The organism is Janthinobacterium amylolyticum (assembly GCF_051380655.1).
Taxonomy (GTDB): Bacteria; Pseudomonadota; Gammaproteobacteria; order Burkholderiales; family Burkholderiaceae_D; genus Janthinobacterium.
In genome coordinates this window covers 194,662-218,335 of record NZ_JBNYXL010000002.1, presented here as the reverse complement: position 1 = coordinate 218,335, position 23,674 = coordinate 194,662, and the positions used below count along the sequence as shown (strand labels likewise).

General features: G+C 65.5%; 17 protein-coding genes. 3 read left to right on the top strand and 14 right to left on the bottom strand.

Annotated features, from left to right (window positions below; all coding sequences use genetic code 11):
- The first annotated feature begins 31 nt into the window (after window positions 1-31).
- Complete coding sequence (parC, locus tag ACQ4WR_RS04550; RefSeq protein ID WP_436485601.1) at window positions 32-2,386, top strand: DNA topoisomerase IV subunit A; 2,355 nt, start codon at window positions 32-34, stop codon at window positions 2,384-2,386.
- Window positions 2,387-2,449: 63 nt separating this feature from the next.
- Here the strand turns inward: parC and ACQ4WR_RS04545 are convergent, their stop codons facing one another.
- From ACQ4WR_RS04545 to ACQ4WR_RS04485, 13 genes are all read right to left on the bottom strand, one after another.
- A complete protein-coding gene (locus ACQ4WR_RS04545) occupies window positions 2,450-2,806 on the bottom strand; it encodes a hypothetical protein (protein ID WP_436485600.1) in 357 nt (118 codons plus the stop codon).
- A gap of 23 nt (window positions 2,807-2,829) precedes the next feature.
- Window positions 2,830-5,163, bottom strand: a complete 2,334-nt coding sequence (locus tag ACQ4WR_RS04540; RefSeq protein WP_436485598.1) for a DUF8189 domain-containing protein — start codon at window positions 5,161-5,163, stop codon at window positions 2,830-2,832.
- 163 nt (window positions 5,164-5,326) lie between these two features.
- Window positions 5,327-5,800 (bottom strand): hypothetical protein, encoded by a 474-nt coding sequence (locus tag ACQ4WR_RS04535; RefSeq protein ID WP_102295093.1) that lies wholly within the window; start codon window positions 5,798-5,800, stop codon window positions 5,327-5,329.
- 214 nt (window positions 5,801-6,014) lie between these two features.
- Entirely contained in the window at window positions 6,015-7,232 is a 1,218-nt protein-coding gene (locus ACQ4WR_RS04530; RefSeq protein ID WP_436485595.1) for an acetate/propionate family kinase, read from the bottom strand.
- Complete coding sequence (locus tag ACQ4WR_RS04525) at window positions 7,229-8,644, bottom strand: bifunctional enoyl-CoA hydratase/phosphate acetyltransferase (RefSeq protein ID WP_102295096.1); 1,416 nt, start codon at window positions 8,642-8,644, stop codon at window positions 7,229-7,231. The genes ACQ4WR_RS04530 and ACQ4WR_RS04525 overlap by 4 nt, the downstream gene beginning before the upstream one ends.
- Window positions 8,645-8,653: 9 nt before the next feature.
- Window positions 8,654-10,882, bottom strand: a complete 2,229-nt coding sequence (locus tag ACQ4WR_RS04520) for a DUF3141 domain-containing protein (protein ID WP_436486097.1) — start codon at window positions 10,880-10,882, stop codon at window positions 8,654-8,656.
- A 102-nt stretch (window positions 10,883-10,984) separates the two neighbouring features.
- Window positions 10,985-12,109 (bottom strand): ABC transporter permease, encoded by a 1,125-nt coding sequence (locus tag ACQ4WR_RS04515; RefSeq protein ID WP_102295099.1) that lies wholly within the window; start codon window positions 12,107-12,109, stop codon window positions 10,985-10,987.
- Window position 12,110: 1 nt separating this feature from the next.
- Entirely contained in the window at window positions 12,111-14,858 is a 2,748-nt protein-coding gene (rbbA, locus tag ACQ4WR_RS04510) for a ribosome-associated ATPase/putative transporter RbbA (protein WP_436485594.1), read from the bottom strand.
- Window positions 14,855-15,928 (bottom strand): HlyD family secretion protein, encoded by a 1,074-nt coding sequence (locus ACQ4WR_RS04505; protein ID WP_436485592.1) that lies wholly within the window; start codon window positions 15,926-15,928, stop codon window positions 14,855-14,857. The genes rbbA and ACQ4WR_RS04505 overlap by 4 nt, the downstream gene beginning before the upstream one ends.
- Window positions 15,925-17,421 carry an efflux transporter outer membrane subunit gene (locus ACQ4WR_RS04500; RefSeq protein WP_436485590.1) on the bottom strand — a complete coding sequence of 499 codons (1,497 nt, stop codon included), beginning with the start codon at window positions 17,419-17,421 and terminating at the stop codon, window positions 15,925-15,927. Before ACQ4WR_RS04500 ends, ACQ4WR_RS04505 begins: the two co-directional genes overlap by 4 nt.
- 16 nt (window positions 17,422-17,437) lie before the next feature.
- Complete coding sequence (gene fabI / locus ACQ4WR_RS04495) at window positions 17,438-18,199, bottom strand: enoyl-ACP reductase FabI (RefSeq protein ID WP_436486095.1); 762 nt, start codon at window positions 18,197-18,199, stop codon at window positions 17,438-17,440.
- Between the two features lie 20 nt (window positions 18,200-18,219).
- Entirely contained in the window at window positions 18,220-18,405 is a 186-nt protein-coding gene (locus ACQ4WR_RS04490; protein ID WP_102294623.1) for a hypothetical protein, read from the bottom strand.
- Window positions 18,406-18,832: 427 nt separating this feature from the next.
- On the bottom strand, window positions 18,833-20,281 hold the full coding sequence (locus tag ACQ4WR_RS04485) for an IgA Peptidase M64 (RefSeq protein WP_436485589.1): 1,449 nt from the start codon (window positions 20,279-20,281) through the stop codon (window positions 18,833-18,835).
- A gap of 208 nt (window positions 20,282-20,489) precedes the next feature.
- Between ACQ4WR_RS04485 and ACQ4WR_RS04480 the strand changes: the two genes are divergently transcribed.
- Entirely contained in the window at window positions 20,490-21,092 is a 603-nt protein-coding gene (locus ACQ4WR_RS04480) for a TetR/AcrR family transcriptional regulator (protein WP_436485587.1), read from the top strand.
- Between the two features lie 8 nt (window positions 21,093-21,100).
- Window positions 21,101-22,282 carry a DUF418 domain-containing protein gene (locus ACQ4WR_RS04475; RefSeq protein WP_436485586.1) on the top strand — a complete coding sequence of 394 codons (1,182 nt, stop codon included), beginning with the start codon at window positions 21,101-21,103 and terminating at the stop codon, window positions 22,280-22,282.
- A gap of 8 nt (window positions 22,283-22,290) precedes the next feature.
- Here the strand turns inward: ACQ4WR_RS04475 and ACQ4WR_RS04470 are convergent, their stop codons facing one another.
- A complete protein-coding gene (locus tag ACQ4WR_RS04470) occupies window positions 22,291-23,544 on the bottom strand; it encodes a cyanophycinase (RefSeq protein WP_102294693.1) in 1,254 nt (417 codons plus the stop codon).
- Window positions 23,545-23,674: the final 130 nt, after the last annotated feature.

Here is a 23,674-nt window from a genome sequence, read left to right as displayed (position 1 = left end):
ACCGCAACCACTTAACACCGAAACAAGCGCCATGTCCACACAAACCAATTTATTTGACGATGCCCAGCCTGAGCCGATCGAGCCGGATGAACCGGTATTCGACGGCGAAGCGCTGACCCTTTCCACCTTTGCCGAGCGCGCCTATCTCGATTACGCCATCTCCGTCGTCAAGGGCCGCGCCCTGCCCGACGTCTGCGATGGCCAGAAGCCGGTGCAGCGCCGCATCCTGTATGCGATGAATGAGCTGGGCCTCAATTCCACGGCGAAGCCGCGCAAATCGGCGGCCGTGGTCGGCGACGTGCTGGGTAAATTGCATCCGCACGGCGACCAGTCCGTGTATGACGCGCTGGTGCGCATGGCGCAGGATTTCTCGCTGCGCTACCCGCTGATCGACGGCCAGGGCAACTTCGGCTCGCGCGACGGCGACGGCGCGGCGGCCATGCGTTACACGGAAGCGCGTCTGACGCCGATCGCCAAGCTGCTGATGGATGAAATCGGCATGGGCACGGTGGATTTCCAGCCCAACTACGACGGTTCGACGGAGGAGCCGAAGCTGCTGCCGGCGCGCCTGCCGATGGTGCTGCTGAACGGCGCCTCCGGCATCGCCGTCGGCCTGGCGACGGAAATCCCGTCGCACAACCTGACGGAAGTGGCGAAAGCCACCGTCGCCATGATCCGCGATCCGAAGATCACGCACGCCGAACTGATGGCCATCATGCCCGGCCCCGATTTCCCCGGCGGCGGCCAGATCATCACGCCGCCATCGCAGATCCAGGACATGTACGCGAGCGGCCGTGGCAGCATGAAGGTGCGCGCGCGCTGGAAGATCGAGGAACTGGCGCGCGGCCAGTGGCAAGCTGTCGTCACGGAACTGCCGCCCGGCACCTCGTCGCAGAAGGTGCTGGAAGAGATTGAAGAACTGACGAATCCGAAAATCAAGCTGGGCAAGAAAGCCTTGTCGCCGGAACAGGTGGCCCTGAAGGCGCTGATCCTCAATTCGCTCGACACCATCCGCGACGAATCGGGCCGCGCCGCGCCCGTGCGCCTGGTATTCGAACCGAAATCGAAGAACCAGGACCAGACGGAATTCATGCTGATGCTGCTGGCGCATACCTCGCTGGAATCGTCGACTTCGATCAACCTGGTGATGATCGGCGGCGATCGCCGTCCGCGCCAGAAAGGCCTGGGCGACATCCTGCGCGAGTGGATCGATTTCCGCTTCGAGACCGTCACCCGCCGCACGGGCTACAAACTGGGCAAGGTCAAGGACCGCATCCATATCCTGGAAGGGCGCGAAGCGATCCTGCTCAATATCGACAAGGTGATCCAGATCATCCGCAATTCGGATGAACCGAAAGCGGCCCTGATCGACGCATTCAAGCTGTCCGAACGCCAGGCCGACGATATCCTGGAAATCCGTTTGCGCCAGCTGGCGCGCCTGGAAACGATCAAGATCCAGCAGGAACTGGCCGAGTTGCGCAAGGAAGAAAAGTCGCTGCAGGACCTGCTCGACAACCCGGGCTCGATGAAACGCGCCATCATCCGCGAGATCGAAGCGGACGCCAAGCAGTTCGGCGACGCGCGCCGCACCCTGATCGAGGAAGCGCAGAAAGCCGTGGCCGAACAGAAGGTGATCGACGAACCCGTCACCGTCATCATTTCGGAAAAAGGCTGGGTGCGCGCGCGCACCGGCATCGGCCACGATGCGGCGCAATTCACGTTCAAGGCGGGCGATTCCCTGCATGGCGCCTTCGAGTGCCGCACCGTCGATACCCTGCTGGGCTTTGGCAACAACGGCAAGATCTATTCGGTGCCCGTGTCCGCGCTGCCCAACGCGCGCGGCGACGGCGTGCCGATCACGACTCTGTGCGACCTGAGCGGCGGCACGCCGGGCAACGCCGTGCGCATCCTGCATTACTTTGCGGGCAATGGCGCCACCAGCCTGCTGCTGGCATCGAGCGCCGGCTATGGCTTCATCGCCAAGGCGGGCGACATGGTCAGCCGTCTGAAAGGCGGCAAGGCCTTCATCTCGCTGGACGAAGGCGATGTGCCGCTCGAACCGAAAGTCATTCCGGACGCAGCCAGCGCCGTGGCCTGCCTGACGGAAGGCGCGCGCCTGCTGGTGTTCGGCCTCGATGAAATGAAAACCCTGTCCAAGGGCGGCACCGGCGTAAAACTGATCGACCTGGAAGGCAAGGACAAGCTGCTGGCCGTGCAGCCGATCACGCAGCGCGGCGTGGTCGTTTCCGGTATCGGCCGGGCCTCGAAACCACAGGATGCGTCGCTGGGCGCCACGGCCCTGGCCGAGCACTTCGGCAAACGCGCGCGCAAGGGCAAGCAGCTGGCGGCGAAACTGAAGCCTGTATCGATGGCGGCCATCGGCTAAAAGCCGGCGGCATAAAAAAGACAGGCTTGCCTGTCTTTTTTTTCGCCAGGAAGCGGCCAGATGCTAGGGATTGCCTTCCCGGCGACGCGTCAGGCGCAGTATCTCGGGCGTGGCTTCGACGATTTCAATCACGTCCTGCTGCGCCGTCCGGGTGCCGGCCAGCGCATAGCGGCCCATGCCCAGGGGCAGCAATTGTGCGGCCGGCCCGGCGCGGGGCCGGTCGTCGGGACCGGGCGACATGCTGGTCATGCGCATGCCGCCGGCGGCCATGTTGCCGGCGCCGGCCTCGAATTCCAGCACCTTGCGCCCCTTGCGGCTGGGCGGGAAAGGAAAGGTGGCCGTGGGCCGGTACACTTCGACGCCGTCCGCATCCTCCTCGAACGAATGCGTCCAGCTGCCGCTGGGCAGTGCGGTGTTCATGCCGTGCATGCTCATTCCCCCCCTCAGAAGCACGATACCACGCCACCCAGGTTTTCATAGCCAGTCACGGAAGGCGACCAGGCCGTGCCGTTCCAGGCCTTGTGGAACAGGGCGCCATTCGTGCCCGTGACAAAGACGTCGAGGCGGTTGTCCGCCCAGGCCGTGGCGCGCGGACGCGAGGTGCACACGCCGCCCAGGTTCTCAAACCCCGTCAGGGAGGGCGACCAGGCCGTGCCACTCCACGCCTTGTGATACAGCGCGCTGTCCGTGCCGATGACGAACAGGTCAAGCCGGTTGGGCGCCCACGACACGGCTTCCACTTCGCCCACGCAGACGCCGCCCAGGCGCTCGAAGCCATCGCTGGAAGGCCCCCATTTGGCGCCGTCCCACCACTTGTGGTACAACGCGCCATCGGTGCCGGTGACAAACACGTCGAGGCGGTTCGGCCCCCAGGCCACGGCCTTCGGCGATGAAGTGCAGATGCCGCCCAGCCGTTCGTAACCGGTCAGCGACGGTCCCCATTTCGCGCCATCCCACCACTTGTGGTACAGCGCGCGGTCGCTGCCGATCACAAATACATCGAGCCGGTTCGGCGCCCATGCCACCGCTTCGGGCTGGCCCAGGCAGATGCCGCCCATGGCCTCGTAGCCGGTCAAGGACGGTCCCCAGGCGCTGCCGTTCCACCACTTGTGATGCAGGCCCCGGTCGGTGCCGACGACAAACACATCGAGCCGGTTCGCTCCCCAGGCCACGGCGCGCGGATCTCCCACGCACAGGCCGCCCATGGCTTCGTAGCCCGTCAGCGACGGTCCCCAGGCCGTGCCATTCCACCATTTGTGGAACAAGCCGCTGTCCGTGCCCGTGACGAAGACATCGAGGCGGTTTTCTCCCCACGATACTACCTGCGGCGCGCTGGTCCCGATGCCGCCCTGCGCTTCATAGCCGGTGGTGGACGGCGCCCAGGCCGCGCCATTCCAGGCCTTGTGGTACAGCGCGCGGTCGGTGCCCAGCACGAAAATATCGAGGCGGTTCGCGCCCCAGGCCAGCACCGGCGAGGAACTCTGGCGCGGCGTAGCGCCGCCACCGCCGCCACCCGTGCCGATGGTCGCGCGCGGGCCGTCGAGGCAAGCCTGCATGCGCGCCACCTGGCCCGTGGTGAACATGAACATGGCGGGATCGTCGACGTAATCCATGTAGTTCATGAACATGTCGCCATTCGGCCCGTTGCTGCAGGAAACGTGCGGGAACGATGGCTGCCCTGTATTCGGTCCTCCCTGGTTCGGCGTATCGGCCACGTTATCCGTGCCCGAGCACCCGGTGCCGTCATCGCCCCAGATATGGTTCAGGTTCAGCCAGTGGCCGATTTCATGCGTGGCCGTGCGCCCCAGGTGGAAGGGCGGCGCGGCCGTGCCGCTCGTGCCGAAGGCCGATTGCAGGATCACCACGCCGTCGGTGGCGGCCGGGCCGCCGGGAAACTGCGCGTAGCCGAGCAAGCCGCCGCCCAGCTGGCAGACCCAGATATTCAGGTAGCTGTCGGCCGGCCAGGCATCCATGCCGCCCGTCGCCTGCGCCTTGACGGCATCGTCGGCGCCAAAGGACGCCAGCGTCGTCTGGCGCCGTTCGATGCCATTGCTGGCCGCGCCGTGCGGATCGGTCGTGGCCAGCGCGAATTCCACGCGCGCATCGGCCGTCAGCGGCAGGAACGGCGCCGGCGTGCTGGCCACATCCGGATTGACGCGGCGAAAGTCGCGGTTGAGCACATCGATCTGGCTGGCGATCTGCGCATCCGAGATATTCTGCGCCGCCGTATTCCACACCACGTGCACCACCACCGGGATGTGCGTCACCCCCGCGCGCCCGGCGATGGCGCCATCGGCGGCGTACAGGCCGGCCAGGTTTTCAATCTCGTCGCGCACGCTCGCATAGCCGGGATCTTCGCTCAGCAGGCGCCGGTGCACGTCCATCGTGGCGCAGGTGCGCACCTGCGGCGTGCGGCCCCCCTGCCCGTCGCCACCTGGCCCCATGCCGCCACCATTGCCGCCGTTGCCGCCACCGCCAGCGAATCCGGCATCCATGCCGCCGCCATCGGCCGATGGCATGCCACTGCCGCCCGTCATGCCCGGCGATCCCTGCGCCTGCTGCATGCCGCCAGCGGGCATGCCGCTGGGCGCGACGCCGCCGGCCTGGTCGGCATAGGACACGCCCGGGCGCGCACCGGGCATGGCATCGCCGGCATCCGTGCCGCTGCCATCGGCCTGCACATCGCCTTCGACCGGCATGGGCTGCATGGCGGACGTGGCGGGCGCGCCTGCCGCGGAACCGGTGGCCGGCGTTTTTTTCGGTTTGGAAGTGCTCATGATGTCTCCTTGGTCTGGTTGCCAACCCACTATGGCATGGCGACAAGGCGAGCATTTGCGCGGGATCAAGACTGGCAGCGGCTTTGGCGCAAGGTGACGGACGAAAAAAAAGACAGCCGAAGCTGTCTTTTGGGTGTGCGGGCCGCAGCCCGCAAACAGGGAATTACTTGGCGGCGGCGGCCTTGACTTCAGCATCGGCCTTGGCCTTGGCTTCTTCGGTTTTGGTGGCGGCGATGGCTTTATCCTGGTTCGCCTCCACTTTTTCCTTGGCCACTTTGGCGTCCGCATTCACGGCGGCCTTGTGTGCTTTGGCATCGGCCTTGGCGGCGGACTTGTCAGCCTTGGCTTGCGCCTTCATTTTATCTTCCGGATCGGCGTCGACCACCTTGTCGTGGGCCTTGGCCTTGGTTTTATTTGCCTTGTGCTGGGCGTCGGCTTTCTTTTCGTCCGCCTTCATTTCCGCCTTGGCGACATTGGCGTCAGCCTTGGCATCGACTTTGGCTTCCTTGTTGGCAGCCTTGTTGATGTCATGCTGCGCAGACGCCTGGGCGCTGGCAACGGCTGGGGTAACTGGCGTTTGCGCGATGGCAGCGGTGGCAAACAGGGTAGCGATCAGGGTGGCGAGTAATTTGTTCATGATGAGACCTTTCAATATGGATTCGAGTTATTTTTACTAAAGGCGGGCAAAATGTTCCAAATTTGCCAGGCACCGCGCTGTTTCTTGATGTAGCGCGATGGCATGACTTCATAGTAAAGATAACTCCCACACCGCACAGTGCGTTAGCGCACTCAAGGGGAAATATGTTCAATTCGGCAAATTTCCCGCCGAGCGCCGCAGGCCACCTAAAAACTCATGCCCCCACGGCCAGCGCCGCATGGCGGGCGGCCACCCACTCTTCGTTGGCCGGTTCCACGCCCACCACGATGCGGCTGGCGTCGCTGGAAATCAGGCTGGCGTTGCGCGCATTGGCATGCGCATCGAGCACGGGGCCGATGAAGCCCAGTTCGGCGCAGATGCGCTGGCGCAGCTCCGCGCTGTGCTCGCCGATACCGGCCGTAAACACCAGCATGTCCAGCCCACCCAGCACGGCCGTCAGGGCGCCGATCTCGCGCACGATGCGGCGGATATATAAAGCCAGCGCGGCGCGAATGCGCTCGCCCGTCGCATCCTGCCGGTCCTGCTGCGCCAGCAGGATGGGCGGGTCGGCCGATACGCCCGACACGCCCAGCAAGCCCGATTCGTGGTACAGCACATGCGCCACTTTTTCCAGCGACAGCTTTTCGATTTCCATCAGGTAGATGACAGCGCCCGGGTCGAGCGAACCGCAGCGCGTGCCCATCATCAGGCCGTCCAGCGCGGAAAAGCCCATGGTGGTGGCCACGCTGTGCAGGTTCTCCATGGCGCACAGGCTGGCGCCGCTGCCCAGGTGGGCCACGATGACCTTGCCGCGCGCGACGGCGCCGAAGCGCTGCTCCAGCACCAGCGACTGGTATTCATACGACAGGCCGTGGAAGCCATAGCGGCGCAAGCCCCGCTCCCACGCATCGTACGGCAGCGCCAGCATCTGCTCGACCTGCGGCACCGTGTGGTGGAAAGCCGTGTCGAAGCACGCCACCTGGGCGATGTCGGGCCGCGATTCCAGCAGCACCTCGATGGCTTCGAGCGCGAATGGCTGGTGCAGGGGCGCCAGTGGCACAAAGCTTTTCAGGTCGGCCAATACCTTGAAGTCGATGCGCACGGGAGCGAAATATTTGCTGCCGCCATGCACCACGCGGTGCGCCACGGCGCGTAGCGGGCGCCCCGCCAGGCGTTCGACGACCTTTTCGCGGATATGCGCCAGGGCCGCATGGTGCGGCTGCTGCGGGTCCAGCTGCAGTGCCTCGGCGGGCTGGCCGCCGGCACGGTAGCTGGCGCTTTCGCGGCCGATGCCTTCGACCTTGCCGCTCCATTGCGCCTGCTGCGGCAGCACGCCGCCGCTTTGTTCGAAGAGGGCAAACTTGATGCTCGACGAGCCGCAATTGAGCACCAAGATCAGGCTGCCATCGGCGTGTTGGACGGCGGTGTTCATGGCGGCGTGCTCCGATAATGGTTGGCCAGCATCACGGCAATGGCGCACGAGGCGATGCGGCTGGCGCGCGAATCGGCGCGGCTGGTGAGAATGACGGGGATTTTCGCGCCCAGCACGATGCCAGCACTGTCCGCGTCGCCCATGTATTCAAGCTGCTTGGCCAGCATGTTGCCGCTTTCCAGGTCAGGCACCAGCAGGATGTCGGCGCGGCCAGCTACTTCCGAGACGATGCCCTTGACGGTGGCGGCGGCGATCGACACGGCGTTGTCAAAGGCCAGCGGACCGTCGAGGATGGCGCCCGTGATCTGGCCACGGTCGGCCATCTTGCACAGGGCCGCCGCATCCAGGGTGGCCGGCATGTCGGCGTTGACCGTTTCCACGGCGGCCAGGATGGCCACGCGCGGCTGGGCCACGCCGATCACGTGCGCCAGGTCGATGGCGTTGCGCACGATGTCGGCCTTCATGGCCAGGTTCGGCGCGATATTGATGGCGGCGTCCGTGATGATGAACGGACGCGGATATGCGGGCGTCTGCATCAGGAAGCAGTGGCTGATGCGGCGCTTGGTACGCAGGCCGGCGCTGGCCACCAGCACGGCCGACATCAGTTCATCCGTGTGCAGGCTGCCTTTCATGATCGCCTCGACTTCGCCCTTGCCCGCCAGTTCGGCGCCGCGCGCGGCCGCCGCATGGCTATGCTCGACATCCTCGATGGCGATGCCTTCCAGGCTCAGGCCCGCCTCCAGCGCCACGGCTTCCAGGCGCGCGCGCGGCGCCACCAGCACAGGGATGATCAGGCCGGCCGCATACGCGTCAAGCGCGCCGGACAGGCTCAGTTCATCGCAAGGATGGACCACAGCCACCTTGATGGGACCGAGGGTGCGCGCATGCTCCAGCAGGCGGCGCGTGCCATCGCCGTTGTGCAGGCGCACTTCCGGCAGGGTGGCCCGTTTGCGTTCGATCTGCTCGGCCGGCGCGATCACCTGCGCCTCGCCATCGAGCACCACGGCGCCATGCTGGTTGACGCAGCGGCAGGCCAGGGTCACGTGGCGGCTGCGCGGATCGAGGGCCGTGACGGTGACGCTGATGGCCAGGGTATCGCCCACGCGCACGGGCTGCAAAAAGCGCAGGGTCTGGCCCGTGTAGACGGTGCCGGCGCCGGGCAGGCGCGTGCCCAGCACGGCGGAAATGAGGGCCGCGCCCCACATGCCATGGGCGATCACGCCCTCGTAGCGGGTGGAAGCGGCAAATTCCGTATCCAGGTGCTGGGGGTTGTCGTCACCCGACATCACCGCGAACAGGGCGATATCGTCCATGCTCAGGGTGCGCGTGATGCTGGCGGTATCGCCGATGGCGATCTGCTCGAAGGTGCGGTTGCGCACGATATTCAAATCATCGTCTTGGGTGGTGGTCATCTTGGCCTTCTAGGCAGTGGTAGTGTTCTTGGCAGGTTTGGCTTTTGGCTTCGTCGTCGGTACGGCTGCTGGCCTTGATTCTGCCACGGCAGGTGGTTGCGCCTTGTTTTGCGCCTTCGCGGCGCGGTCGAAGACGTCGAGCATCTGCCGCAGGCTCGCTTCCTCGTCCGGTGTCGGCGCTTCGGGCACCTGCAGCACCTGCTGCAGCCATTCGGCCAGCGCGCGGATGGATTCCGGTTCGGCGCCCGACAACAGTGTCGGCAGGGCAGCGACGGCGGCATCGAAGTCATGCATCATCAGGCGCGCCTGCTGGCGCACGATGTGACGGAATTCCTCCATGCTGAAGTCCTGCCGGTACTGCGGCTTGATCAGTTTCAGCGCCAGGTTGACGCGGCGCTCGTCGGCAATCATGCGGAAGCGGTAGATATAGAACAGCGCGCGCACGGCCGCTTCCACCAGGCCGCCCCGTTCCATGTCTTCTTCCATCTTGCGCGTTTCGCAGCGCACGTATTCGCAATGCTCGGGCGAGATGCCGGGATGGGGGCGCGGCGGCGTGGCGTCGCTGGGGCTCAGGCCCGCCAGGGCCTGCACCAGCGGCGAGCCGTACACCATGTCGAAGGTGGCTTCCTGCATGCTGTCGCGCCAGTCGCGCCAGCTGTTCAAGCCTGCCGTGATGGCGCCGGACACCGCCTCCTGCATGGCCAGCAGCGGATTGTCGGGCGCCACCGGCTGGCGGTGCGCGCGCACTTTTTCCGCCTCTTTTTCCACCAGCCTGGCCAGCGGATTATGGTCTGTCCAGCGTTCGTACGACACGCGCAGCGGATGCGACAGCTGCAGCAAGCGCGCCGTTTGCGGCGTCACCATGGCGCGCACCCAGGGCTGCGCGATGGTGCGGTACAGGGCCAGGTTGACTTCGGAAACGCGCGCGGCGGCGGCGAACTTGCGGTCGTTTTCCACGCTGGGCTGCACGATGGCGCGCACGTCCTCGATGCTGCGGCGCTCCACCTGCAGCACATAGTCGCCGCTTGCCAGGTCGGCGTTCGGCGTGTCGGGCGTCTTGTCGACGATCAGCGCCTGGTAGATGCCGGACGGCAGCAGGTTGATCAGGTCGATATTGCTGGCAAATTTCTGGTGCTCCTTGCGTCCCACCTTGGCCGAAACAAAAATACCCAGATGGCCGATGCTGTCATGCACGGCGTAGACGATAGTCTGGTCGTGCATCAGCACATCGTTGTCGTCGCGGTACAGGTCCGTGATCCAGCCCAGCGCCTGCGGCGGCGGCGTGATGTTGTCGCCGTTCGAGCAGAACACGACGATGGGCGAACGGATATTGCGCAAGTCCAGGCGCACGCCGTCGGAGGTGATCAGTTCGGCCGTCGCCAGGCGGTTGCCGATGAACAGATTGTCGACGATGTACTGCATCTCGACGTCGTTCAGGAAGACGTGGCCGCCCCAGTATTTTTCAAATTCCAGGTAGCGCGGCGCTTCCGTGTCGATGTTCGCGTACAGGTTGTACTGCTTGTTCCACAGGGTGTTGGCCGGGTTCAGGTTCTCGAAATTCTGCACCAGGCTGGCGCCGTCGAAACGGCCGTTGCCCAGGTCGCCCGCCAGCGCCGTGGCCCAGCTGCCTCCCATCAGGCCGCCCGCATAGCGCATCGGGTTGCGGCCATGCCAGCCGGCCCAGTAGGACACGGGCGCGCCAGCCACGATGATGGGGCCGAACAGGTCCGGGCGCATGGCCGCCGTCATGAGGATTTGCCAGCCCGCCTGGCAATTGCCGATGACGACAGGCTTGCCCTCGCTGTGCGGATGCAGGGCGATGACCTTTTCCAGGAACTGCGCTTCCGCATGCATGACGTCTTCCACCGTCTGCCCCGGTACCGGGTCGGGCAGGAAGCCGATGAAATAGCAGGGGTGGCCGGCGCGCAGGGCCACGCCGATCTCGCTTTCCGCCTTGAAGCCGCCGATGCCGGGGCCGTGGCCGGCGCGCGGATCGACGACGACGAACGGGCGTTTCGATGGATCAGGTTCGGGCGCGTCAGGCGTCAGGATGCGCGCCAGGCCATAGTTGACGGGTCGCGCCAGCTCCAGGCCCGACATCACCAGTTCGGCGGGGAAATCGAGCACGTTCGGTACTTCTTCGGCCAGGTGTTCCTGGTACTGGTTGCCGCGGCGGCGCATCACGTCCGCATACAGCACGATGCGCTGCCACGAGTCGCGCGCATAGTCGCCCAGCATGCCCAGCGACGGCAGGCCGCCGGTGGAGAAAAATGGTGCAGCTTCGGTTTTCATGGCTATCCTTTTCATGCAAACACACGCCGGACCATTCCGGCGCGGGGGCTACGCCATCTGGCTGATGGTTTTGCGAAAACGGGCAAGGGCAAACGTGAACAGGGCCGTGCCGATGGCCAGCAGGGCCAGGAACGGCTTCCACACCACGTCGATGCCGGCGCCGCGGTACAGGATCGCCTGGCTCAATTCGACGAAATGCGTGGTAGGCGCGATCAGCATGATGTTTTGCACCAGCTGCGGCATGCTTTCGCGCGGCGTGCTGCCGCCCGACAGCATCTGCAGCGGCAGCAGCACGAGGATCAACAGCATGCCGAACTGCGGCATGCTGCGCGCCACGGTGGCAAGGAAAATACCCATCGAGGTGGTGGCAAACAGGTGCAGCGCGGCGCCGCACAGGAACAGCGCGATCGAGCCTTCGATCGGCACATGCAGCATGCCGCGCACCACCAGATTCAGCGACAGGGCGGCGGCCAGCAGCACCACCAGGCCCATGGACCAGACCTTGCCCAGCATGATTTCGGCCGGCGTCACGGGCATCACCAGCAAGTGTTCGATGGTGCCGTGTTCGCGCTCGCGGATCAGGGCCGCACCAGTCAGGATGATCGACAGCATCGTCACCTGGTTGATGATTTCCATCAGCGAGCCAAACCAGGCCTGGCTCAGCGAAGGATTGAAGCGCGCGCGCATCACCAGTTCCACGGGCGACACCGTCGCGCCCCGGTAGCGTTTGGCGAATTCGGAGATTTCACCGGCGACGATCTGCTGGATGTAGCCGCTGCCGCTGAAGGCCTGGCTCATGCGCGTGGCGTCCACGTTCAGCTGCAGCTCCGCCTGGCGCCCGCCAAGTACATCGGCCTGCAGCTTGGGCGGGATCGTCAGCACGAAGGTGTACTGGCCCGCGTCCAGGCCCGCGTCGACCTGGCTCTGGTTGATCATGGCCGGCGGTGTGAATTGCGGCGGGAAGAAGGCCGAGGCGATGCGCCCGGACAAAGGCGAGCCATCCTCGTCAACGATGGCGATCGAGGCCATGTGCAGGGTTTCCGGCTTGGCCGTGGCGGCCACGTAGATCGCCAGGGTAAAGGTGTAGAGGATCAGGATCAGCATCATGGGATCGCGGATCAGGCTCCAGATTTCCTTCACGCCCAGGCGGTAGATGTTTTCAAGGTGGCGCATGTCAGCTCTCCTGTTTCTTCAGCAGCGCCACCGTCACGCCGAGGATCACAGGGATTGCCACGATCAATGGCCAGAACGAGGCGTGCAGGTCACCGAAGCCCAGCGCCTTGTTGAACACGCCGCGGCTGATATTGAGCATGTGCGTGGCCGGATACATCAGGCCGATGGCCTTGCCCACACCTTCCATCGACGAGACGGGATTGAGCAGGCCGGAAAACTGGATGGCCGGGATCATGGTGCCGATCATGGTCACGAACAGCGCGGCGATCTGGCTGCGCGTAAACGTCGAGGCAAACAGGCCGATGCCGGTGGCGCAGACATTGAAAATGAAGGTGGCGCCGATCAGGGTCGGCAGGCTGCCCTTGATCGGCACGCCGAAGGCGGTGACGGCCAGCAGGGCCATGAGGATGAAGTTGAACATGGCCAGCACCACGTACGGCACCTGCTTGCCGAGCAAGAATTCCAGGCGCGTGACGGGTGTCACGTACAGGTTGATGATGGAACCGAGTTCCTTTTCGCGCACCACGGACAGCGCCGCCAGCATGGCCGGCAGCATCAGCAGCAGCAAGGGGATCACCGCCGGCACCATGGCCGGCAGGCTTTTCACGTCCGGGTTGTAGCGGTAGCGCGTCTCGATGGCGACGGGGTTGTTCATCGTCACGCCATAGCGGTGCAGGGCCTGGTCGGCCAGCCACAGCTGGTGCATGCCCTGCACATAGCCTTGCACGGTTTCGGCGCGCATCGGCATGGCGCCATCGATCCAGGCGCCCACCTGGGCCGGCGCGCCGCGCTGCACGTCGCGCGCGAAGCCGGGCGGGATCTCGATGGCCAGCGACAGTTCGCCGCTGCGCATGCGCTGGTCGATATCGGCGTAGTCGCGCAGGGGCGGGCGCTCGATGAAGTAGCGCGAGCCGGCCAGGTTGTTCGCATAATTGTGGCTCAGGGTCGTCTGGTCGTGGTCAAGCACCGCATACGTCAAGTCCTCGACGTCCAGGCTGATGCCGAAACCGATGACGAACAGCAGCAGCACGGAGCCGCCCAGCGCCAGGGTCAGGCGCACGGGGTCGCGCCGCAGTTCCAGCGTTTCGCGCCACATGTAGCTGAGCATGCGGCCCAGGCTGAAGCGGCTGCGACGGTGTTCGGGCGCGGGCTTGGCCACCTCGGTCGCTGGCGTGGCCAGGGTGCTCTGCGCCTGGGGCGGCGTGGCGCCGCCCGCCTCCTCCAGGTAGGAAATGAAGGCGTCTTCCAGGGTGGCGCTGCCGCGTTTTTTCACCAGTTCGGCCGGCGCATCGCTGACCAGCACTTTACCCGCATGCATCAGCGAGATGCGGTCGCAGCGCTCGGCCTCGTTCATGAAATGGGTGGAAATGAAAATCGTGACGTGGTCGCGCCGCGCCAGCTCGATCATCAGGCGCCAGAAATTATCGCGCGCGATGGGGTCGACACCGGACGTCGGCTCGTCGAGGATCAGCATTTCCGGCTTGTGCACCATGGCCACGGCCAGCGACAAACGCTGGCGGATGCCCAGCGGCAGACTGTCGGGCAAATCATCCATCACTTCGCGCAAGTCGAAGCGCTGCGCCATCTCGTCGACCCGCGCGGGGATCTCGCCTGCCGGCACGTGGAACAGGCGCGCGTGCAGCACCAGGTTCTGGCGCACCGTCAGTTCGCTGTACAGCGAGAAGGCCTGCGACATGTAGCCGACCCTGCGGCGCGTGTCGATATCGTTGGAATCGACTTCCTTGCCGAACAGCCAGGCCTTGCCTTCCGTGGCCGGCAACAGGCCCGTGAGCATCTTCATGGTGGTCGACTTGCCGCAGCCGTTCGAACCGAGGAAGCCGAAGATTTCACCGCGGCCGATGCGGAAATTCACATGGTCGACGGCGGTAAAATCGCCAAAGCGCATGGTCAGGTCTTTTGCCTCGATGGCGACATCCTGCGCGCTGGCCGCATCCAGCGGCGTAATCACCACGGGCTGGTGGCCCGCGCGCTTGGCCTCGGGCAGCAGCTTGATGAAGGCCGCTTCCAGGTTGCCGCTTTCGGTGCGCGCCAGCAGTTCGGCTGGCGTACCCGTGTCGAGTACCTTGCCGTCATCCATGGCGACCAGCCAGTCGAAGCGCTGTGCCTCGTCCATGTAAGCGGTGGCCACCATCACGCTCATTTGCGGGCGCTGCACGCGGATGCCGGCGATCAGGTCCCAGAACTGGGCGCGCGCCAGCGGATCGACGCCGGTGGTCGGCTCATCGAGAATGAGCAGGTCGGGATCGTGGATCAGGGCGCAGCACAGGCCCAGCTTCTGCTTCATGCCGCCCGACAGCTTGCCCGCCGGGCGCGCCAGGAAAGGGTGCAGGCCCGTGCTCAGGGTCAGCTGGTCGATGCGGCGGCGCCGTTCGGCCGCGTCATGGCCGAACAGGCGCGCGAAAAACTGCAGGTTTTCCTCGACCGACAGGGTCGGATACAGATTCTTGCCCAGGCCTTGCGGCATGTAGGCGATGCGCGGGCAGACGTCGTCGCGGTGGCGCGCGTCCTGCATGTCGCCACCGAGGGCCATGACAGTGCCCTGTTGCACGGCGCGGGCGCCGGCCACCAGCGACAGCAAGCTCGATTTGCCCACGCCATCGGGACCGATCAAGCCCACCATGCGCCCGGCCGGCACGTCCAGGTCGATGGCGTCGAGGGCTACCGTCTTGCCGTAATGCTGGCTGACGCCCTTGATGCTGACAACAAAGGAAGTGGCCGCTGCACTCACTGCGGAACCTTCGCCGTCAGTTCAGCGGGCCATGGCTGCTTGGCATCGAGACGCACCCAGGCCACGCCGGGCAGCCCCACCTTGACCAGCGCCAGGTGCTTTTGCAGCAGTTCGCGGCTGATCTGCGCTTTTACCCGGAACATCAGTTTCTGGCGTTCGCTGGCCGTTTCCACCGTCTTCGGCGTGAACTGCGCGCTGGCGGCGACAAACGAGATCGTCGCCGGAATCACGTAACTGGGTGCCGCGTCGAGGATGATGCGCACTTCGCCGCCCAGCGCCACCTTGCCGGCCGCCGTCTCGGGCAGGAAGAAGGTCATGTAAACATCGGACAGGTCGACCAGGTTGAGCACCTTGCCGCCGCCCGCCAGCACCTCGCCCTGCTGCGCCACCAGGTATTGCACGCGGCCGTCGCGCGGCGCCGTCAGCTGGCCATCGGCCAGGTCGGAATCGATGCGCGCCGTGGTTGCCTCGGCGGCCACGACGGCCGAACGCGAACCGACCACCTGCGCCCTGGCCGCGTCGATGGCCGCCTGCGCCGCCGTCACTTGTGCCTTGGCCGCGTTCAGGGCGGCGGCCACGCTGCGCACGCGGGCGCGGTCGTCGTCGAGTTCCTGCACCGAGGAAGCACCCTCTTTCGACAGGGTTTCGGAACGGGCCAGCCGGCGGCGCGCCGCATCGAGTTCGCTTTCGCGCTGTGCCACCATGGCCAGCGCGGCCGCCTTGTCGCTTTCGCGCACGGCCACCTGCGCCTGTGCGCCCACCACCGCGTCAGACGCCTGCTGCTGGCGCGCGCGCGCTTCGTCGCGCTGGGCCGTCAGCGAATCGACCTGCATGCTGGCCAGCGGCTGGCCTGCCTTGACGAAGTCGCCCTCGCGCACGAGGATTTCCTTCACGCGGCCGGCCAGCTTGGTGGCGACATCGATCTCGGTCGCCTCGATGCGGCCATTGCCGCTGACGAAGCCTTCGCCGGGACCCGTGGGACGCATTTTTTGCCAGGCCACATAGCCCAGCACGAGTACGGCCACGACCAGCGCGGCGGGAATGATTTTTTTCTTCAGTTGTGGAGTCATGGTGTCGGCGATCGCAATGAATTGGTGGACGTGGCGGCGGTGGCGGCAGTGTTGGCAGGCGCGCTGGCAGGGGCGCCGCCGCCCAGGGCCGCATACAGGCTGACCTGGCTGGACAGCAGCGCGCGGCGCGTCTGCACCAGTTGCTGTTCCACCGTCAGCAAGTCGCGCTGTGCGTCGAGCACTTCCAGGTAGGGCGCGGCGCCATTGTCATAGCGCAGTTTGGCCAGGCGCGCGCGTTCGCTCTGCGCGGCCAGGGTCGTCTTGCCGATATCGACCTGCAGCGCCAGCCAGCGCCGATTCGACAACGCATCGGCCACTTCGCGGAAAGCGCCCTGCACGCTTTTTTCATAATTGGCCACGGCCACGTCGCGGCGCACCTCGACCAGGTCCATATTGGCGCGCAGGCGGCCCGCGTCAAAGATCGGCAGCACCAGGCGCGGCGCGAAATTCCACGCGCCGCTGCCCGCATCGAACAAGCCGCCCAGCTCCGCGCTGGCCGTGCCGTAAGCGGCAGTCAGGGAAATGGTGGGGAAAAAGGCGGCGCGCGCGGCGCCGATATTCGCCTGCGCGGCGCGCAGCTGATGCTCGGCCGCCACCAGGTCGGGGCGCTGCGTGAGCAAGGCCGATGGCAGGCCCGCATGCAGCGGCTGCAGCACGCTGGCGTCGTCGAAGCGGCGCAGCTCACCAGCCACCGGCGCCAGGTCGACAGGACCGCCCACCAGCTGCGACAAGTCGTGCGCCTGTACGGCGCGCGCCTGTTCCAGCTGTGCCGACAGCGACAGTGCCTGGCTGAGCAGGGTTTCCACCTGCGTCAGGTCCAGCTTGGAAATCGCCCCCACTTCAAAGCGGCGCGTGAAGATGCGCAGCGATTCGGCGCGGCTGTCGACCGTGGCGCGCGCCAGCGCCACCCTTTCATCGAGTTCGCGCAAGCCCAGGTAGCCATTCGCCACCTGCGCCACCAGTGCCATGCCGACGGCGCGGCGCGCCTCGTCGCTGGCCAGCAGGGTTTGCAGCGCGCTGTCCTTCAGGCTGCCCACCCTGCCCCAGAAATCAAGTTCCCAGGCGCTCACGTTCAAGCCCACCTGGTACTGCGCGCTTGTCATGGGACGGCCCGTCAGGCTCAAGTCGCCTGGCACGCGCGTGCGGCTGCCTTCCGCGCCCAGCCCCACGGTGGGGAACTGTTCCGCGCGCTGGATGCCATACGCGGCGCGCGCCTCTTCGACGCGCAGGGCGGCGATGCGGATATCGCGGTTGCTGGCCAGCGCCTGCGCGATCATGGCCTGCAGGCGCGCATCGGTGTAGTAGCTTTGCCAGGCGATAGCGGCAGCCTGGGCGCCGGCGGGATCGTTTTCCGGATACTGCGCCGCCACGGGCAGCGGCGGCGGCGCGTACGGCGGCGCCATCGAGGCGCAGCCGGCCAGCAGCACAGCGGAGGCAACGGCAGCGGCCAGGGCGGCCACCCTGGCGCGCGGGGAAAAAACGGGAACAGCCATGGTCATCATCTTCCAGTCAGTTCAGAATGTTGTAGCCGCCATCGACATACAGGGTGCCGCCCGTGATGGCGCACGCGCCGTCGCCGGCGAGGAAGGCGCACAGCGCGCCCACGTCCTCGATCGTGGCCAGACGCCGCAAGGGCGAGCGTTCGATGGCGTCGGCCATCAGGCGGTCGAAATGGGCGATGCCGGAAGCGGCCCGTGTCTCGAGCGGCCCCGGCGAAATGGCGTTGACCCGGATGCCGGCAGGGCCCAGCTCCGCCGCCAGGTAGCGCACGGACGCTTCCAGCGCCGCCTTGACGGGACCCATCATGCCGTAATCGGCGATGACTTCTTCGGCGCCCAGATAGCTCATGGTCATCAAGCTGCCGCCGTGCGGCATCAGGGATTCGGCCAGCTTGGCCATGCGCATGAAGGAGTGGCAGGAAATGTCCATCGCCTGCGCGAAACCGTCGGCGGAGCTGTCCGTGACGCGGCCATGCAAGTCCTGCTTCGGCGCATAGGCGATCGAATGGACGACAAAATCAAGCCGCCCCCACTGCCGTTCGATCTGCGCGAATATGGCTTCCAGCTGGCCCGGCACGGACACATCGAGCGGCGCCATGATGGCCGCCTGCACTTGCAGGGCCAGCGGTTCCACGTGCGGGCGCGCCTTGTCGTTGAGCCAGGTGACGGCCAGCTCGGCGCCGGCCGCGCGCAACGCGCTGGCGCAGCCCCAGGCGATGCTTTGCGCATTGGCGATGCCGACCACCAGCCCCCGTTTTCCTTGCAAGGGCAGCGACTGCGGCAAGGGCGCGCTCACGGCTTGCTCGGACGCAGCGCGGGCCACGGCGTGGCGGCATTCACGCATTGCACGGCGCCGGCGCACACGGAAGCGGCACAGGTGGCCAGGGTGACGCCGCCGGCGCGCGCATACGGCAGTACGATGGGCGTGTGGGGATGGAGGGTGCTGCATGCGTCAGGCGCGGGGATATGCATCTTCATGTATCTGGCTTCCGTCACTGAAATTCGAGGCCGGCACCACGCCGTGTAGCGGCTGGTACGGGGCGAAAATTACTCTACAGCATTTAGACGCGAGATTTACAAGAAGTCCGATCCGCATGCAGAAGGCTTTGAGCGAGGTCAACTATAAGTGCGATTGCGGCGATGCAACATTGATGTACATCAAATTCTACCTCAATAGTATTTAAATGAAACAAATTGTAAGCAATCGAATCGCGGTATTTATTTAATAACTATTGTAGTGCGGCGAGAAGGAAAATTGCTCGCGCCACGCAAAGTGGTATTGCCGTATAAATAGGGGAAGCAATGGTATTGCAGGAGGGAAATTGAGCGGAAGAAATGAAAATGGGTGCCATGCTATTGCAATGCAACATGGCATCCCATTGATTACTGCAGGAACTATTCTCGCTTAGCGCACGGTGGCCGGACGCGTATACAGGTCGATGATGGTGCTGATGCCATCCTGGCACACGGAGCAGAACGTCTCGCTGCGGTCGAACATGATGCATTGCATTTCGGGCCGGTAGTAGCCGGACGATTCATAGTTCGCGCCCTCGAAGGCGCCCACCGCATGGCGCTGCGGCGCCTTGGAAAACAGCTGCTGCGTGTACGCCAGGTCGGCCTTGAACAGCGCACTCATTTCGCTTTCCGGACGATTGGCAGCGCGCAGGGCGGCGCGCTGCTGCTGGTACTCGCGCGCATGGCTGTCGTAGGCTTCCTTCGGCCATGGCGTCGGCAGCGGCGTGCCGGCCTTCACGTGGCTTTTCCATTTCAGCCTGGCCGGATCGCGCAAGGCCGTGGCGTTCGGTTCCCACGGTTCCTGGCGCTCGCCATTCGACTGGTAGGCCACGGGCGAGGTGTAGTACTCGTCGGCCAGGCCGGCGAAATGGTGGCCGAATTCATGCACGAACAGGTAGTCGGCCCAGTCGCTGTTGGCTGCGGCCGTGCTGAACTGGCCGAAGATGCCGCCACCGCCGTAGGTATCGTTGTTGACGAGGATTTCGATGAATTCGTAGGGCGCGTACTGCGCCAGGTCGCGCAGGGCGCGGTTGTCCGTCGTCAGCACATAGCGCTCGCTGCCAAAGATGTCGTAGCGCGTGCCCAGCGGCGAAGCGTGGTGCACGCCCGTCGATGGGCGCGACACGCCCGATTCCTGCGTCGGCGCGGCCATGGCCCACACGTTGAAATCCTTGGCGCGCTCGCGGAATGGCGAGACGGTAAACAGGTGCTCGGCCAATTTGCGCGCCGTCGCCTCGAACTTGCCCATTTCAGCCGCCGTGTACCCATCGCCCATGATCAGGAGATCGACCTTGTCGGGCGACGGTCCACTGATGCGGATGGGGATCGGCTTGACGGGCGCGGGCGGCTGCTTGCGGATCACGTCCTGCGCGGCCGGGTCGACATCCGTGCTCCACACAATGGAAAACAGGCCGCGCTCGTCGCGCTTGAGGATACGCACGCGCACGGGCTGCTGCGGCTGCGGGAAGCGCACCGATTCCTGGAAGGCGCGCGTGGTGGTCTTGGCTTCATCGGTGCTGGCCCATTCGCCGAAGATGGTGGAAAAACCGCGCGAGTACAGCACCTTGCCCGACTTGATGTCAACCACTTCCAGCAGGTTGTTGCCACGGTTGCTGTCATCGATGGTGCGCGCCATGTTGCCAGGCCATGGCAGCGGTTCGACCAGCACGCGCTCGACCGCATAATGTTCGCCCAGCGCATTGCCGCTGTGCTGGTAATCGAGGCGCATGGTGGCCGGCTGCGCCGCATTGGCAGCCCCATTGGCAGCTTGCGCAACGGGTATCATACCCGCGGCCAGCGCCAGCGCGCAGAGGAAGGATCGGATCGGTGTCAGCTGCATGGCATTCCTAAAACGGTAGAAAAACAGGTGAAGGGAGCGGTTTCCCGAACAATCGGCGGCCCTGCCGGCGGGCCTGCGAAAAACCGCTGCGGCACATTGTAGCGACAGCTTGGAGGCCTGCAAAGCCTCCATTGCAGCAGATGTCCTTGACCTCCCGGCAAGGCCGGATTATATTAGATTGACCAGTCTACTAATGGAGTAAAGCAGCATGCGCACCATCGATCCCGGCAAGCACGCCGCGCGCCGCGCCGCCATCCTGGCGGCGGCGCGCCACTGCTTCGCCCGCAAGGGCTTTCACCAGACCAGCACGGCCGGCATCTGCGCGCAGGCGGGCATGAGCCCGGGCAACCTGTTCCACTATTTCGCCACCAAGCAAGCCATCATCGCCGCCATCGTCGAGCAGGAAGGCAGCGAGACGGCCGCGTATTTCGACGAACGCCAAGGCGGCGCCGACGCCTACGGCGCCCTGCTCGACTTCATGGACATGGTCCTGGCGCTGGCGGCCGACGGCGACTTTGCCGGTCTGGCACTGGAGATTGCCGCCGAAGCGCTGCGCGACGCGGATATCGCCGCCCGCGTGGCGCGCAACGACGCCACCTTGCGCGCCGGCGTGCAAGCCTTGCTGGAAAACGCGGCCGCGCAAGGCCAGGCCGATGCCACGCTCGACATGGCGCAAACGGCCAGCTGGATCGCCACGCTGGTCGACGGCATCTTCAACCGTGTCGCCGTCGACCCGCATTACGCGCCGCTGGCGCAGCGCGACAGCCTGCACGTACTGCTGGCGCGCTTCCTGCGCCCTGCCCTGGCATGAGCGCCGCCATGACGGTCGCACCGGTGCGCATCGCCGACGTCGACGCCCTGCGCGGCTGCGCCCTGTTCGGCATCCTGGTCGTGAATATCTGCGCCTTCGCCACGCCGTGGTTCGGCCTGGGCCTGACCGACCCGGCCTTTCACGGCGGCGTGGACCGCGCCACGCATTTCCTCGTCGCGCTGCTGTTCGAGACCAAGTTCTACCTGCTGTTCTCCTTTTTATTCGGCTACAGTTTTACCCTGCAGATGCAGGCGGCCGCGCGTGCCGGCGCACCGTTCGCGCCGCGCATGCTGCGCCGCCAGACGGGCCTGTGGCTGATCGGCATCCTGCACGCCGTCGTCCTGTTTCATGGCGACATACTCACCACCTACGCCGTGCTGGGCATCGTGCTGCTGGCGCTGCACCGCTGCGGCGAGCGGGCCGCCCTGAGCCTGGCCCTGATGCTGGTCGGCGCCTGCGTGGCATTCTGGGCGGCGCTGGCCTGGCTGCAAGGCATGCAGCCGGCGGACGGCGCGGAACATGCCCTGGCGATGGCGCAAAAAGCGGCGGCCGCGCTGGCGGCCTACCGTGGCACGCCGGCCAGCGTGGTGGCGCAGCATGTGCGCGAACTGGGTGAAATCTGGATTGTGCTGCTGCTGGTACAGGCGCCATGCGCGCTGGCCATGTTCCTGTGCGGCCTGGCCGCCGGCAAGCGCGAACTGCTGCTGCATGCCGCTGACTATCTGCCGCTGCGCCGCCGCCTGCAGTGGGCAGGCGCGCTGGCAGGGCTGCCTGGCGCCGCGTTTTATGCATGGACATCCGTGTATGGCGACAGCCAGGCATGGCAGGTGGCAGGGCTGGCCGTGGGCCTGGCGACGGCGCCACTGCTGGCCGGCGCCTACGTGGCCATCGCACTGGCCCTGTTCGAGCGCCTGCGCGATGGCGGGCTGTATGCCCTGCTGGCCGACACGGGCCGCATGGCCCTGTCGAACTACCTGCTGCAGTCGGCCGTCTGCGCCTGGCTCTTCCTCGCGTATGGCGCCAGGCTGATGGGCAGCGTCTCGCCGCTCGGCGCGCTGGCGCTGGCCGCCGCCATCTTTTGCCTGCAGCTGCCACTGAGCCGCTGGTGGCTGCGCCGCCATGCTTATGGCCCCGTCGAATGGCTGCTCAGGGCCTTGACGATCGCCGCCTGGCCGCGCTGGCGGCGGTAAGCTGCCGCTTACTTGTAGCGATACAGCGGCTGGCGCAGCTGGATCGGGCGGATATCCAGGCGCAGCTTCAGCACGGAATACGCTTCCGCCTCGGTGGAGCTGTAGCCGACGCTGTTGACCGTTTTACTGAAGCGGAATTCGAAGCCCAGGTCCGGATACGGATCGCGCGGGTTGCCGAAAGCGATGCCGATGGCTTCCTGCTGCGCATTGTCGATCAGGTTGCCCATCAGGTCGAGCACGGCATTATTGCCGAGGATATCGTTGGTAAACACGGGTTCGCGCATGTCCGGCTGATTCGGATCGAGCTTGTTGTCGGCCTTGTCCGGCGACGGCGTAAACACGCGCGTGACGAGGTTGAATTTGTCGCCCCGGTCCAGGTAGCTGATGGCGGCATTGCTGATATTGAAATTTTTCACGCCACGGTCGCTGATGGCGCCCGACAGGTCGATCAGCAGGGCGCCGCTGTAGCCGATGACTTCCACGTCACGCATGGCGTCGACCACCATGGCGCTGTTTTCATCGATACCCAGTCCCAGGTGATAGCCCTTCTTCAGCATCACGGGAATCATGCGGGCGAAGCGGCCGCGCACCAGCAGATGCTGGTCGACGAAGACATCGCTGCCGATGAAGCCCAGGCCAGGCGCGATTTCGCGGCCGTCCGTGACGCCCATCTTGAGCATGTCGAGCACCGGCTTGGCATCGTAGAACATGGTGGTGCTCATGATGGCGGCGCCCGCGCTGGAACCGGCGATCACGCCGCCATTGCGGTAGACCGACCAGATGGCTTCCAGCGCGGCCGTGCGGCTGCCGTCCTGGCGCAGCAAGGCTTGCGTGATGCGCCCCTGGTCGCCGCCGGCGAAATAAATGCCGGTGGCCGACTTGATCTGCGTGACGATGGACGGATCCTCGGCCGCCTTGCGGTAATCGCTATTCGGCAGTTTCACGGCCAGCGGCACGAAAAACGCATCGGCGCCGTACTGATTGAGCTTCCTGATGATGCTTTCACCGGATTTCTCCGGGTTCATCGCGGCCGAAGCCAGCACGGCGATGCGCGCGCCCTTGCCGCCAGAGAGGGCGACGATGCGCTGCCAGACTTCGGCATTGTCGGCCCGCAGGCCGCCGCCGATGATGACGAGGGTGCCCTGCGGCGCCGTGCCGATGGCACTGCCGGCGGGCGCTGCCACGGCGGGGATACTGCAACACGCCAGCGCGAACAGCAGCGCGGCACAGAGTTGTTGATACAGGCTTGCGGATGATTTCATGGTGCCTTTCGAATACAAGGAAAGTGGCGCATGCTGGTTGATGCAGGCATGCGCCATTGCTGCCGATACTGCTGCTTGCAACCCAACTCCATCGAACTACGATACTACTTGCCGCACACGGCAGCGTTAT